12 protein-coding genes are annotated in these 13,878 nt (G+C 69.2%); 7 read left to right on the top strand and 5 right to left on the bottom strand.

What is annotated here, in order from left to right:
* Window positions 1-282: 282 nt before the first annotated feature.
* Window positions 283-660: a hypothetical protein gene (locus Vse01_RS20580; RefSeq protein ID WP_093407916.1), complete on the bottom strand. Its 378-nt coding sequence runs from the start codon at window positions 658-660 to the stop codon at window positions 283-285.
* Between Vse01_RS20580 and Vse01_RS20575 the strand changes: the two genes are divergently transcribed.
* From Vse01_RS20575 to Vse01_RS20550, 6 genes are all read left to right on the top strand, one after another.
* Window positions 659-1,456 carry a hypothetical protein gene (locus Vse01_RS20575; protein WP_093407918.1) on the top strand — a complete coding sequence of 266 codons (798 nt, stop codon included), beginning with the start codon at window positions 659-661 and terminating at the stop codon, window positions 1,454-1,456. The genes Vse01_RS20580 and Vse01_RS20575 overlap by 2 nt on opposite strands.
* Before the next feature lie 271 nt (window positions 1,457-1,727).
* Window positions 1,728-2,681, top strand: coding sequence for a DUF2637 domain-containing protein (locus Vse01_RS20570; RefSeq protein ID WP_093408122.1), 954 nt, complete (start codon window positions 1,728-1,730; stop codon window positions 2,679-2,681).
* A gap of 416 nt (window positions 2,682-3,097) precedes the next feature.
* On the top strand, window positions 3,098-4,168 hold the full coding sequence (locus tag Vse01_RS20565; protein WP_093407921.1) for a M23 family metallopeptidase: 1,071 nt from the start codon (window positions 3,098-3,100) through the stop codon (window positions 4,166-4,168).
* 872 nt (window positions 4,169-5,040) lie between these two features.
* Entirely contained in the window at window positions 5,041-7,179 is a 2,139-nt protein-coding gene (locus Vse01_RS20560) for a substrate-binding periplasmic protein (RefSeq protein WP_093407923.1), read from the top strand.
* A 105-nt stretch (window positions 7,180-7,284) separates the two neighbouring features.
* Window positions 7,285-7,842, top strand: coding sequence for a hypothetical protein (locus Vse01_RS20555; protein WP_093407926.1), 558 nt, complete (start codon window positions 7,285-7,287; stop codon window positions 7,840-7,842).
* Window positions 7,843-8,079: 237 nt separating this feature from the next.
* Window positions 8,080-8,838: a formylglycine-generating enzyme family protein gene (locus tag Vse01_RS20550; protein WP_093407928.1), complete on the top strand. Its 759-nt coding sequence runs from the start codon at window positions 8,080-8,082 to the stop codon at window positions 8,836-8,838.
* 147 nt (window positions 8,839-8,985) lie between these two features.
* Here the strand turns inward: Vse01_RS20550 and Vse01_RS20545 are convergent, their stop codons facing one another.
* Together Vse01_RS20545 and Vse01_RS20540 are read right to left on the bottom strand one after the other, a co-directional pair.
* Entirely contained in the window at window positions 8,986-9,615 is a 630-nt protein-coding gene (locus tag Vse01_RS20545) for a hypothetical protein (protein ID WP_093407931.1), read from the bottom strand.
* 60 nt (window positions 9,616-9,675) lie between these two features.
* On the bottom strand, window positions 9,676-10,668 hold the full coding sequence (locus Vse01_RS20540; RefSeq protein ID WP_232511361.1) for a DUF1152 domain-containing protein: 993 nt from the start codon (window positions 10,666-10,668) through the stop codon (window positions 9,676-9,678).
* Between the two features lie 343 nt (window positions 10,669-11,011).
* Between Vse01_RS20540 and Vse01_RS29435 the strand changes: the two genes are divergently transcribed.
* Window positions 11,012-12,025 (top strand): DUF3885 domain-containing protein, encoded by a 1,014-nt coding sequence (locus Vse01_RS29435; RefSeq protein ID WP_232511355.1) that lies wholly within the window; start codon window positions 11,012-11,014, stop codon window positions 12,023-12,025.
* A gap of 144 nt (window positions 12,026-12,169) precedes the next feature.
* On the opposite strand, the gene Vse01_RS20530 is transcribed toward Vse01_RS29435, so the two are convergent.
* Together Vse01_RS20530 and Vse01_RS20525 are read right to left on the bottom strand one after the other, a co-directional pair.
* On the bottom strand, window positions 12,170-12,667 hold the full coding sequence (locus Vse01_RS20530) for a nitroreductase/quinone reductase family protein (RefSeq protein WP_093407933.1): 498 nt from the start codon (window positions 12,665-12,667) through the stop codon (window positions 12,170-12,172).
* A 318-nt stretch (window positions 12,668-12,985) separates the two neighbouring features.
* Window positions 12,986-13,878: AfsR/SARP family transcriptional regulator (locus Vse01_RS20525; protein ID WP_275415514.1), on the bottom strand; the 893-nt coding region annotated here is incomplete at its 5' end.

Raw genomic sequence — 13,878 nt, 5'->3', positions numbered from 1 at the left:
CGATGACGCATCGCTGAATGCCGTCACTGCGGTCGCGTCACCACGCCGGGCCGGACGGCGGATTCCTCCACGCCAGGCCCGCCACATTCGCATGAAGCCCGGGCCTCCCGGTGACGCGGCCACCGCTGCGACCTGCTCGACCAAGCAGTCGACTACGCGGAAGACGGCAGTTTCCGTGGAGCCGACCGTAACGACCCGTCTGACTGCACCGGCCGACGGACGAATTCCGGCGGTTCACTCACCGGCACCGCCTCGTCCGTCTGCGCTGCGCGAGGACCTACCTCAGCCCTGACCGACCTCACCGACGCGGCGGGCGAGGCCCTTGCTACCGACCTCACCCGCCGCACGCACCCCCTGCATGGCAGGAATGTCGTGCCAGAACTGCACCGCCGGCTCACGGAAGCGCTCCGGTGAACCGGCCGCACCCAGCCCCGTGTGTCGCGTCGCCGTCGCCCCGCCGCTGGCGAGCTGCGCGCCGCCGTCGATGCGCAGCTCGCCCACCCCGATCTGGACCCCATACCCGCCGACATCGGCCGGGTCCTCGACCGCGCCCACGGCGGCGTCCTGTGCGCCTGCCTGTGCCTGGTCGAACTCGGTCGCGCCCGACAGACCGACACCCGCCCGGGCCGCTTCCGCGCGGCCACCGAAAGGACCCGTCATGAAAGACCATCCCAACCCCACCGACGCCAGCGGGGCCCTGCCCGAGCAGACGCCGTGGACCGCCGAACAGATCACCGACCTGCTGCACGCCGGACTCCAGCAAAGCCGCGGCGAAATGCCGGACGACACTGTCCTGCGCGCCATCGCCGACCTCATCGCGCAGCAGGTGGCGCTCCTGCGCCGCGCCGACACCAACCTGATTAGCACGCTGCGCGGCGCGCTCACCCAAACCGATGACACCCTGCGCGACAGCAACGGCGCTCTGGAATACCGGTATCAGCAGTTCGTTGACCTCGTCCGACGCTGGATCATCTGGGCGGTCAACACCGGCGCCCTGTCCGTCGCCGACGCCAATACCGCCCTGCACTACCTGACCATGCCGCCGCCCCTGCGCACCCACTTCGAGGCGACCGTCCACACTCCCCTGGCCGTGGACGTCGACGCGGCCACCACCGACGACGCCGTCGCCTCGGCGCAGCACCTCCTGCGCGTCGACCTGCGCAGCCTCGATGCGGTCGTGCACCCCACCGAACCGTGGCAGCTGCGGCTACGCGTCCTCGACCAACCCCCAACCCACCCCGCCGACCAGCAGCAGTACCGGTACCGGGTGGTGTGGGTGGTGCCGCTGGTCGTCACGGTCAAGGCCGTCGACCACCGCGAGGCCATCCCCATCGCCGTCGACATGGTCACCGCCGACCTCGACCACCTCGACGTCGCCCACGCCGACACCGCCGACATCCGCGCCGTGGACATCACACCGGTCCACCACAGCGACTACGACCCCACCACCGACTGACCCCCGCGGTCTGTTCCTGACCCCCCGGGTGACACACCGACAGGTGCTCCCCCTGGGTGCCGGAATCACACCCACTGCGGTGCCGGCGCCCCAGCGCCGACACCGCACGTCTTGAGTGGAAGGCGCAACCTCTGATGCCCTCGACCCGCACCACCCACGAACCGGCCGCCGGTTCCACCCGACGCCACACCACCGGTCCCGCCGATGTCGCGACACCCGACAAGGGCCGCGACCCCGACGACAGCCCACCCCACCGGCGGGGGTGCCGCTGATGGACGGGCGTCTCCTCGCCGCCGGCATCGCCGTCGCGGTCGCACTCACCCTCACCGACATCGTCCTGCGGCTACGCGCCCGCCACGACACACCACGACGGTCACCAGCCGACCTGACGATCACCGCCGCCGCCACCCTCACCACCCTCGGACTGGCCGGCATCGCCGGCGCCGTCAGCTACGACCATCTCCGGGAACTCGCCGAGTCCCGAGGCGAAACCGGCTGGCGAGCCCACGCCTTCCCACTGACCGTGGACGGCGTCGAAATCGTGGCGACCCTGACCATCCTGGCCGACCGACGCGCCAGCCGCCCCTCCACCTGGGTCACCTGGACCGCGCTCGTCGCCGGCGGCATCGCCAGCCTCGGCGCGAACATCCTCGTCGCCCAGGACGACCTGATCGCCCGGATCATCGCCGGCTGGCCCGCCATCGCACTCATCGCCGCGATCAAAATGCTCTCCGGCATCCTCGAACACGCCCCACGACACAACACCCCACCCGACCGACACCCTCCGGCCTCCTCCATCACCAGGACCGCGGAACCGGCCGATGGGCTCGACGACGCGCCGAGCGAGAACGTGTCGCGACAGGAACCGCCCGCCGCACCCGACGACCCGGCCGTGTCGCGACTCGACGACATCGACGGCGACACGGCAGCCGCCGACGACTGGCCGGTCACCCTGATGCGCCGCATTCCCGTCAACCCCGAGCCCTACCAACGCTGGCAAGCAGTCTGGGCTGACCTGAAAGCCGGCAACACCGACCTCAAGGACCTCGCCCGACGACACCACTTCGACGTGCGCTCCGTCCAAGCCATCCGCCGCGCCGGACAACTCGGCATCCTCGACCACCCCGACCCACCCGCACGACGCCTCGCCGCACTCCCCACCGCCACCGGACACCACGAACCACCACCCCCGCCGCCCACCGACGCCCAACCGGCCTCACCGTGACCGACCCCGCCGCCTCGGGAAGCCGCCCCCCACGTTCGTCGGTGAGCCGGGTTCTCAGCTGACATCCGCCGCCAGCCGTGCACATGCCGACCGGAGCTCGTCTGCTGACCGATCCTCGATAAGCCCTGGCGTCGGGAAGGGCGGGCACGTGACATCACGAACCGTCTTCCCGACGCCAGGGCCCAATCCCTGCCCAAACAGCTACTGACGTCACAGCCCCTGTAAGCCCCGCACTCGACCGTGCCGCAGATGCGGCCATTTTTTGTGCCCACAACCAGCAGCCACAAGCACCACAAAGCACGAATACCGCATCGAACAGGCGGCGAAATCCAGCGATTGCCGCCCCCGCACCTGGAGGACTTCATGACCACGTCAGCAACCGCCTCTATCCGCGACCGCATGCCCGGGGTGCGACGGTGAGCAGCCGACTCGCCACCATCCTGCTCGCCGTCAGCCTCGCGGTGATCTTCACCTGTCTCGCCGGCACCAGCGTCCTGGTCGCCACCCCCGCCATCGGCTGCGCACCCGGACCCGCCACCTCCCTACCGCCAACCCCCGCCGGCGGGTGGCCGACCATCGGCCGCTGGGACCACGACCAGGTCGGCAACGCCGCCACCATCACCGCCGTCGGCGCCCGCGACGGCGTACCCGCTCGTGGCTGGGTCATCGCCGTCGCCACCGCCATGCAAGAGTCCAGCCTGCGCAACCTCCCCGGCGGCGACCGCGACAGCGTCGGCCTGTTCCAACAGCGCCCCAGCCAAGGATGGGGCACGCCACAGCAGCTCCTCGACCCCGCCTACGCCGCAGGGAGGTTCTACGCCGCACTCCTGACCATCCCCCACTGGCAGACCATGCCGCTGACCGAAGCCGCCCAACGCGCCCAAATCTCGGCCCACCCCGACGCGTACGCGAAATGGGAACCCGACGCCACCCTGCTGGTCACCACCATCACCGGCACCGACCCACAGCCCGACGGATCACCGGCCACCGAAAACTGCGACGTCACCGGCCCGTGGACCCAACCGATCCACGCCCCCGTGGGATCCGGATTCCGGACCGCAGCACGCCCCGGACACAACGGCGTCGACCTCACCGCCCCACGCGGCACCACCATCCGCGCCGCCTCCACCGGAACCGTCACCCGCGTCCGCTGCAACGCCATCGACCGCCGCGACGGCAGCGACTGGGGCTGCCACCGCGACGGAAACCCTCACCTCACCATCGGATGCGGCTGGTACATAGACATCCAACACGATCAAGGAATCATGACCCGCTACTGCCACATGGACAAGCCGCCCCTGGTCCAACCAGGCCAGCCCGTCACCGTCGGCCAACCCATCGGCCTCGTCGGCTCCACCGGCCACAGCTCAGGCCCACACCTGCACTACGAGATCCACACCAACGGCGATCCCAGCAGCACGGGCGCCCAAGATCCCGTGCCGTTCATGATCGCCGTCGGAGCGCCGCTGGGTGAGTCCCCGCAGTAGGAGGGGCGGTTTCGTCGGGGTTTTGGCTGGCCAGGGCGACCACGGGGGAACAATCCGCCCTGACCAGCAGCTCAGGAACGGCACTTTAGCGATCATGCCACTCGGGCAATCGCCAAGCGGCTGACCGTGGCGGCGCTCCAGGCAGTGCGGCCCAACGGTCGGCGTACAGGTCCGACTACAGAGGTAGGTACGGCTGCAAGGTGCACACCGCGCCCCTGCACCCACGCACGGCGGCTGGACCTCGACTTAGCCGAGATCCAACTCGGTGACGTTGCGTGACGGATGCCATCCCTCAACATACTGATCTGCCGATGAGCGGATAAGTGATCACGGAAGCTGCGAGAGCAGGCACCCGGCGATGCGTCCCCGCCTTCCTGGCCCACGGTTGTCAACCGTTTGGTCCGCCAGCTGGACGCGGGCTTCGAACATGCACACTCCGTCGATCTTGGCTTGGGCCTCGCCGAACCCGATACCCACATACGGGGGTGTACCAGCGGCCACAACGTGCTGATGGCCAGCCCTGTCATGAGCAGCTCTGGGCGGGCAGGGTTGGTGGCCCAGTCGCTTTACGCGGCGTGCACAAGTGGCCACATCGCCAAAGATAGCGCCAGTTGTAGCCGTGAGCTGGTACTGAGGTCTCCGGTGACGTCAACATATTCAGGTGTGGGCGGAGCACGTGGTCAACACTGACCAGTACCGGATCGTGCAGGTGTTGGTGCAGGCGACGCGGCCCTCCGAGGCGATCGTCTGGTGTCCGGTTGAGGACAGTCGCGCGCCTTCGCAACAGGTGCGTGACGCAGTACGGTCAGTGACCTGATCACGGTCGGCGGCAGTTGGGTACCGATGCCGCCCGTCAACGACCGGATGGTGGCATGCGCGTTCCCGACCGCCCACGCCGGGCTGGTGTCCAACCGCCGAGAGGTGTCCTGGTCTTCGTCGCCCTGACGCTGACGGCCGTCTCAACGGTCGCCTTCGCCACCGAAAGGCCGGATTCGGCCACGGTCGCGGACTACCTGAGCAACTCCTCCATCGCGGGCCGAGACCTTCGGGTCGGAGTCCTCGCCGACCGTCCACTCGTGGGCGAGGGCGACGGGTACGGGACCGCCAACAGCTTCGACCTCGACCTGGCCAGCGCCTTCGGGCGTTCCCTCGGTGTCTCGGTCCGCTTCCAGGCTGTCGACGCCACCGATCGGCTCTCCGCCCTGTTGAACGGCCGCGTCGACCTGGTTTTCGCCAGCCTGGTCCGGACGGCGGAGCGGGAGCAACTCGTCCAGTTCGCCGGCCCGTACCTCGAGGGGAAGCTGGTGGTCGCGACCGGGACCACCTGGCCGTCACCGGCCAAGCGGCATTCGCTGTGTGTGGCGGCAGGATCGGCCGCCGAGCCCGCCGCCGCCCGGACCGACTCGGTGCTGATCCGCGGCTTGAGCCCGGGCCGCTGCGTCGCCGAGGTGCTCGCCGGCCGCCTCGACGCCACCGCTGGCGACGAGATCCTGCTCCGCAGCTACGTCGCCGCTGCGGGCGGCAAGCTGAAGCTCTTCCCGCTGGCGGCGTATCAGCCGGCGCAGCGCTACTTCATCGGTGTCGCCCCGAGAGACCCGTTCCTGAAGGCGCTCGTCGACTCGTTCCTGCACGCCAGCTATATCAGGGGCGTGGACGGCGTCTGGCAGCAGGCCGCGGACCGTCATCTCGTCGCAGCCGGGTTCACCGGCCTCCAGCCGCGACCGGAGGGGACCATGTTGCGCGGGGCCGGAGACGGGCCCCGTCCCACCAGCTCACCCGTCGCGATGAAGGCAGTCACCACCGGCACGCCACCGTCGACGCGCCGATCCCGAACGATCGCGCACCGGCGGCGCCGTGGCACGGCACGCCGTACCGTCCTGCTCAGGACCGCCGCGACTGCCGTACCCGTTGATCCCCCCGCGCCCACCGGCGAGCCGGCGGCGGCCGAGGCGAGCCGACAGGGCCCGTTGTCGCCCGGGGCATGGTCGCTGCTGTTCGGTGTACCGGTCGCCGTCTCGGCGCTCTACCTGTGGATCCAGTCCGGTGGCGACCGCCAGTTCACACTGATGCTGGCGCAGAGCGTGAACCCGATCAACTTCCTCGCGGCGGTCAGCCTCTCCGTGGTGTGGATCTTCCCGGCCGTGCCCGCGCTGCTCTTCACCGTCGGCGCGGTGGTGCTCAGCAGCGCCGTCGACCGGGGTGGCCGGCAACGCCTATGCGACCGGTACGCGGTGGCCCGGTGGACCGCGCGGGTGCCCGGCTGGGTGGTCTGGTGTTCCATCGTGGCCGCTGCTGTCAGCACACCCCTGGTCTTCGCCCCGGCCTGGGCGCTGGCGCTCTGCGTGGCTCGCCAACGGGCGGTCACCGGGCGTCAGCTGCCCGGCGCGCGCCGGCTGCGGTGGCTCGCCCTGTCGGCCTCGGGCGCGATCGTCGGCCTGCTCGTCGTTCTGGCGCTGCCTGCTGGACCCGCGCTCGCCCTCACCATCGGTTGGCCGGTGCTGCTGCTCGTCGCCGGTGTGGACGCACCGCTGCACCCCGCTCGCGTCGTTCCCTTCCTGCGGGCCAGCGCCGCCCTGGCCGGGTTACTCGCCCTCGGCGTCATACACGCCGTGGTAACCACACCGGTCCTGCCGTCCACCGCGCTGCAGATCGCCCGGGCACCGGTCCCGAGCAGCACGCCAGGTCAGACCGCTAGCGACCCGGACGTCGCGGCAGCGGACCCGCCGCTACGCCATCTGCGCGGCTACCTGGTGTCGGTGGACGACGAGTACACCACCGTCCTCTCCGATGCGGGCGGGGTCGAAACGGTCCGCAACGACGAGGTACGCTCCCGCATCTCCTGCCCGAGCCTGAGCGACCTGCCCGGGGACTCGGCGACCCTGCTCGGCCTGCCCCTGCGGGAATCCCTGCTGAAGGCTCTGGCCCGGCAGCAGCGACCCTCGACGTTAGAGGATCCGCGATGCATCATGCGGGTCGACGCGCCTCCAGACGACCGTTCGGAGACTCGGTGACGACACCCGCCTCACCCTCTAGAGCGTCCGAGCCTCCGACGGCCATCGAACGGGCCTCACGGTTGAAGGGTGGACGTAGCTTGGTTCGGCAACACAGACTGAGCCGTGACCTCTCGGGACATTCCGCTGCCGCTGGGCGAGGTCGGTTGGCTGTTCCCCGCGCTGGCAGATCGGACGGAACACGACCGCGTTCGTCAGGTTCTGCAGTCCGCCGACGAGACCCTCTTCCGGGTTGGGCAGCGGCTGGGTGCACGATCCGACGCCCATCTCTGGGGCGTCACCCTGAACCGCTTCCGCTATCAGCGGCTCGGGCCTGAACCGGAGTTCCCGGTCACGATACTGGCGGGCGAAGGGGGATCGAATCAGATCTGGGTCGATGTCCTGTGCGCCCCGGCGGGCAGCATGCCCTACCACCGCCCCGGGCCGCCATGGCAGGTGCACACCACGATCTCCCTCAGCTGTGACTCCGACTCCACCAGCTGCGGCGGCCACCAGGTCGACGCCCAGACCAGTCCGCCGGTCGAGACCCCGCTCGGTGCCGCCACCGAGGTGCACGCCGCAACCGAATGGCTGCTACAACGACTCGCCAACGAAACCGAGGATTCCCTCCGAAAACACGACCCGAACCGCGGTCACCCACCCGCACCCCGACGCCGCGATTGACACGAATCGCAGATCACCCCCGGCCTGCTGAAGGTGAGCCAGCGAATGCGGCCGCCCCGTAGGGCAAAGCCGGTACTCAAAGGGCGCGACGCCAGACGCGAATCGCTCGCCACGTAGCGTCTCGTTCAGCTCGGAGGGCGACCGGACGCGCGGTCGTAGCCAGTGAGCGCGGGTGCCGACACGAGTGCTCGTACTTGTGCCGGGCGATGGGGTTGGTGGCTGCTAGCGTTCGGCGCCATGTGGACCGAGGAGATGGTGGCGGGGCGGCCGGCTTGGCGGCACGTCGCGTCCGGCGTGGTGTTTCGAAAGGTGCCGGGTGGGGCCTTCCGGATGGGTCTGTCCGAGGCGGAACTGGCGGCGGTACGCGTCATCGAGCGCGGCGGCGGAGTCGAGGACACTGTTGAGCCGTTCTTCGCCGGCGCCGGTGACGCCCAGCCGGTCCGTGAGGTGCGGGTCGAGTCGTTCCTGATCGCTCGGCATCCGTTGACGGTCGCGCAGGTGCAGCACTGGTTGCCCGAGTACGAGGACGACTACGCCGACGCGGAATCCGGCACGGCCCGGCTTGAGGATGACCTGGATGACCTCCTCGACGCGCTGCCATTCCGCCTGCCCAGCGAGGCGGAGTGGGAGTACGCAGCCCGCGCCGGCACCACCACCCTGACCTTCCGCGGCGACGGGAAACCCGGCGAGGACCAGGTGCTCGACGACTTCAGCGATGAACAGCGGACAGCCGCCACCGAGAACGCGTTCGGGCTGGCCGCGATGGGATCGGCGAACGAGATCTGCGCCGACGTGTGGATTCCCGGGTTCGCCGGCGCCCCGGCGGATGCCCGCCCACGCACCGGTGACGGTCCCAGGACGGTACGCGGCGGTGCCGCCGACGTCTACCCGTGGCAGGGCTGCGACGAATGGCTGCTGCTACTCGCCGCCACCCGGTACGAGCACACCCAATTCACCGCGGTTCGCCCGGTCGCACCAATGCCACCCCGCCGTTAGCCCCAGCCGCCGGACGAGACAGGTGCGCCACGACGCGCGCGGATCAGCGCTCGCTACGAACGTCGTGGCGTGCTGGGTCCTCCGGCTCACGGCTCTGCCGACGAGAGTCCGCAAGGGGACCGAGGGTCTGCGAGCCGGATTGTCAGTTCAAGACGTGTCGGAGACTGACGGTGGTAGTCCGTAGATGCCACCTTCAGTCACGGTGGCGTCGTCGATTGCGCTCGGGTCGGTGCTCCAGCGACCGGCCATCGCCATCACATCGGACTCGGACGGCGTCGTTTCGTACCAGGCAGTCCACTCATCGTCCGACCAGCGTTCCCACCCGGGCTCCATACCGCGCAGGCCGACGCCCAATTCAATCTCGTCGGCGGTCGGAGTACCGACGAACAGCGGCACCTCGCCTCGCTTGCCATTGAAGCAGTAGCCGCGCAACAGTTCACCATGCCGAGCCCGGGCCCAGGCGTGATAGTCCGGGACCCGTTCGTTGGCGAAGAACTGGACCTCGCCCAGATGTCGGCTTAGCTGCCGGAGCCAGCCGGGAAAGGGCGGCTCAGTTGCGTCGAACCCTGTCGGCAAGTGCAGTCGGCCGTGGGCGAGGGTCCAGCCTGGCACCGGCGTGGCCACGTACACGCCACGCTGGTAGGCCCGGTCGGTGCCGGTGGCCCAGTCGAGGATTTTCCGGTCTTGGAGCTCAAGCGCGTCGGCGACTTCCGAAGGGGTCCGGTTCCGGACAGCCAGCCACGACGTCTTGTAACTGAATCCGGCCACGCTGCCCATGATTGCAGGAGCCTGTTTGGCAGCAACCCAGAGGCATCCGGATCTGCTGCCGTCGGCCGTTCAGTGGGGAAATGCGCGGGGGACGCGGGCGCTGAGGAGTTCGTCGCGGAACGTTTGGATGCGCGTGATGACCTGTCGCCTGCCGACGGTGTTCTCGATGCGGTCGAGGTACAGGCATCGGGCGGCGAGTTTGTCGAGGCTGACGGTGAAGTAGATCGCCATCAGCGGGTTGACGAACAGGTCGCCGCCGCCGGTGCGCCGGGTGAAGCGGACGTCTCCGAACGCGCCGCTGGTGGCGGCGGCGATCTGTCCTTGGACGATGCTGGGCCGGTCCGGGGTGGCGGCCTGGGCGTCGGCGACAGCATCGCGGTACAGCGTCGCCTCCCGGCTCGATCCGGGGATGGACAGGGCACCGAGGTAACCGCCGTCACGGTCGAGTGCGGCGAGGTTCTCCAGCACCTGAACGTGGTTGACGCCGTCGTAGGCGTCGATACCGAAGCCGAGACTGGTCACCAGCTTGACCGGCACGTCCAGCGCGGCCACCGCGGCCAGACTGGTGATGTCCTCCACCGGGGTGCCGAGATCGCCCTCGTCGCCACGCAGCAGGACATCGGTGCCGCCATCGACCAGCACCACCGCATCGATGTCGAGGTGGTCGACCAGGTACCGGTAGGCCGCCCGCAACGGCTGGACACCGAGCGGCGGAAAGGCGTACACGGTCGACGGCAGCTCCTGAGCCGCCAGCCACCGGGCGAGTGTCCGTTCGGGGAAGTACCAGTCCGGGCTGGTGGTGTCCGGCTGCACTGCCGCGACGTGCTCCGCTACCCACGCGTCACGGTCGATCAACTCGAGCTGGGAGAACGACAGGTTGGCCAGGTGCACCTGCGCGCCGCGGTGCCACAGAGCGAACGCCAAGGGCAGGCCGGCGTACACGTCGAACCCACCGCCCGCACCGGCGATGAGGATGCTCCGCGCCGGAGCCAGGGCGGCAAACAGCGGCGGAACGGCCAACGAGAACACACCCGGGTCGGCCGGCAGCACGGCAGGGTTCATCACCGCTCAATGATCAACCACGCCCGTACTGTCCAAGCCACGTGGCCCACCGCGACGGGCAACAGCGACCGGGTGCACGCACATGCCGCCATCCGCGTTCAGCGATCAGGGTGGTCGCTGCGGGCAGCTGGGTCGGGCGGAGCGGGCTCCCCGAGCGGTCCCCTTTGGATCTTATGGTGGTTGGTCATCTTCGGTTGCCGTGGACGGTTGTCGGCGCTTGGGTCAGCAGCCGGGGGGTCATCGTGTTTGGGATGATCTCGGCATGTCGCAGAGGTGGTCGACGCTTCGGGAGATCGAGGAAGCGCTGGTGCGATGTGAGCAGGATCGGGGCTGGGAGAGGCCGGTGCTGCATGGCATCGGCTTCATTCCTCGCGTCATCGAGCACGGCCTGGATGGGAAGATCGCCTCCGTCGCCATGGAGTGGGAAATCGGGTTCGTGCGGGTCAACGCGCGTGAGGACCTGCTATCGGCTGCAGTGCTGGCCACGGTCACGGGGTGGCGTGGTGGCAGCGGCTCGGTGCGGCTGGGGCAGGCGCAGCTTGCGGAGGCGATCGGGATGTTGGCGCCGGCCGAGGCATGCCGGGAGGTCGAGCATCCGAACCTGCGGATCTGGCGTGAGATCCAGGGCTGGGAGTGGGACGACGATCCGCTGATCGTGGTCTTCGACGCCGACCCGGATGCACCGAGCGACGATCCCCATGTGATCGCGTTGCGGGAGGTGGTCCTGTCGGGCCGGCAGTCGGTGCCCTCCGGCGAGGTCCGAGTGTGGCCCCCACCAGGCGCTGACGGGCATCGTCGGCAGGAGGTCTGGGAGACCCGTTGGCCGCAGGTCGCACCCATCCGTCATCACCTCAGGCGGCTGGATGACCGCTGGGTGCGATTGCATAGCCGGCCTGATTCAAAGCGCTACGCCGACAGCGAGTCCGAGTACGCCACCATCCTGCACCGGCACAACACCATTCTCGATGAACTTCGCGGCGATACCGCGGAGCTGCTCGTGATCACGCTGGAAGTAGCGTTCACGCCAGTGCCCCGTCGTCGAACGCCCATCGTGCACGATCTGCTACCGGACGGTGAATGCTGGTCGGTGCTGTCCTGGCCAGACCTCGATCCCGAACTTGCCTTCGCCCACACCTACGTCAACCACATCGCCTGGAAGCCCGATCGCCTCGATCGACTGCTTCGTGAAGTCGCTGACGACCGGATCACCAATGTGATCATCGCACCACCTGATCTGGCCTGGCTCTACGCGCCCTACGACGGTGGCGCGGACGTACTGCTGGCGAACACCGCGCAACGCGACGCCCTACGTGACCGGCATCGCCAATGGCTGTCAAGCCACCCCGCCGGACTCTGATCCCAGCAGCCGCCCGGCCCCGCATCGGACGTACTGTCATGTCGCGAAAGCGCTCGTCACTGAAGGCGGCTGGTGGGCGTCGGCCGCTGGTATCCACGTCCATGAACACGTGATTGATCAGCCCATCCAGCAAGAGCCAGTCGATCAGGTGCCCCGCGACGCCTCAGACGGGCCGGGCCGGGGCATCAGGACGACCACCGCGGTTTCGGATGACCGCCGCGCTGCGTAGCCATCAAGGTTCTTGTCGATCTCACGCCAGCGGGCCCACAGCCGCGCCCGTTCGTCGCCTGTCGCAGCGCGCCCACGCACCGGCCGCGGCCCGTCGACCAGGTCGACGGTCGCCTCGGGGTGCGCCTGCAGATTGAGCCACCAGGCCGGCTCGGGCTTTCCCCAGCCGTTCATGGCCAGCGAGACCAGATTCCCGTCGTCCTCGAAGTAGCCGAGGATCACGCTGCGCTGCTGGCCGGTGCGACGCCCGACGGTGGTCAGGCGCAGCATTCCGTACCGGTTGCCGCGTGGACGCGACAGTCCGACCCGGCCGCCGGATCGCCGGAACACGCCCCGGTGAGCCGACCAGAACAGCCGAATGAACCAACGGGGCGGCAGCCACGGCTTCTTCGCAGGGCGCGAGGACTCGGTCACTCCTTCATCGTATGGGCCGCTGTCACGCACGGACGGCAACCGGCGGCAGGCCGGTAGCGCCGAACGCTCTGCCGACAGCCGGCCTGCCCACCCGATCGAGTCAACGTCCGCTCATAGCCGTGATCCGAGCGCATCGACTCGGGTCTACTTTGTAGCCCAGCGTGAGCTGCGGAGGGAGGCCGCTGCGTCCGCAGTCGCCGACGGAGCCGAAGTGGCGGACATCCCGCCCTGTGTACCTCGGGCGTACCTGGCTCCGCACGGGAACGCGTACACCGACACCAGCTGTTGGTGCTGCGCAAGGTGCCGGAGGCCGGCGAGCTACGTCAACCGTTTGTCCGTTCGGGCTGATGTGGGGTGCAGCAGGCGGCGGGCCAGTCGGTGGGTGTCCTCGGACAATTCTTGGTCGATTGTCTGGAGCGCCTGGGTGAGCGCGGTGAGTCGCGTTCGCACGGCTGCGGTGTCGCCGGTCTGGCTGTGGGCGGTCATCGCGAGGCGGGCGATCTCCTCGTTGATGGGGTCGATGGTGCATGCCGCGTCGAGGAGGTTGCGGGCGCGAGCGGGATCGGTGTCGGCGATCAGGACGGCGAGGCGGGCGTGGATGTTGACGCCGACTTGTCGGCAGGTGTGTTGCGGGCCGTCGGACCATTCGTAGTCGTGGTGGAGCAGGCCACCCCAGTTGCTGACGGCTTCCTCGAGCGCTTCCCGCTGGGCTTGTCGGTTGGTGGTGCGTCCGGCGCGGCTGGTGGCGTCGAGGACTCGCCACCAGTCGATGTCGAGGAGGTTGGGGTCGAGGTAGTAGCGGCCGCCGGGGTTGACCACCGGTTTGAAGGTGTGGGTGTCGTCGCCTGGGTTGAGTCCGGCGGCGGTGGTGAGCCGGTTGCGGAGGTTGGCGACGTTGGTGGAGAGGCGGTCGCGGGCGCGGCGGGGTGTGGCGTCTGGGGTCATGGCGACTTCGATGTCGGTGATGTCGGCGCCGTCGCGGTGGACCGCGAGGTAGGTGAGCAGTTCGTAGCTGGCCCGTCGGACTCCCGTTACCGGGGTTCCGTCGGCGCCGATGATCGCGGGGTTGCCGAGGATCCGGACGCGGACCTTCGGCTGTGTGCGGGTCGCCGCGGGTTTTGGCGACTCGGGGCTGTCGGTCGGCGGCTGGCGGGCAATGTCCGCCTGGTTGGTGTTGGTTTCAGCGGTGACGGGCGCTGCGAGGTCGGTGG

The organism is Micromonospora sediminimaris (assembly GCF_016863575.1).
GTDB lineage: Bacteria > Actinomycetota > Actinomycetes > Mycobacteriales > Micromonosporaceae > Micromonospora > Micromonospora sediminimaris.
This window is presented reverse-complemented; position numbering and strand designations above follow the sequence as displayed.

Coding starts and splice junctions, on each gene's coding strand:
- Vse01_RS20575 (WP_093407918.1), top strand. CDS start 659: ATGAAAGACCATCCCAACCCCACCGACGCCAGCGGGGCCCTGCCCGAG.
- Vse01_RS20580 (WP_093407916.1), bottom strand. CDS start 660: ATGACGGGTCCTTTCGGTGGCCGCGCGGAAGCGGCCCGGGCGGGTGTC.
- Vse01_RS20570 (WP_093408122.1), top strand. CDS start 1,728: ATGGACGGGCGTCTCCTCGCCGCCGGCATCGCCGTCGCGGTCGCACTC.
- Vse01_RS20560 (WP_093407923.1), top strand. CDS start 5,041: ATGCGCGTTCCCGACCGCCCACGCCGGGCTGGTGTCCAACCGCCGAGA.
- Vse01_RS20550 (WP_093407928.1), top strand. CDS start 8,080: ATGTGGACCGAGGAGATGGTGGCGGGGCGGCCGGCTTGGCGGCACGTC.
- Vse01_RS20545 (WP_093407931.1), bottom strand. CDS start 9,615: ATGGGCAGCGTGGCCGGATTCAGTTACAAGACGTCGTGGCTGGCTGTC.
- Vse01_RS20540 (WP_232511361.1), bottom strand. CDS start 10,668: ATGAACCCTGCCGTGCTGCCGGCCGACCCGGGTGTGTTCTCGTTGGCC.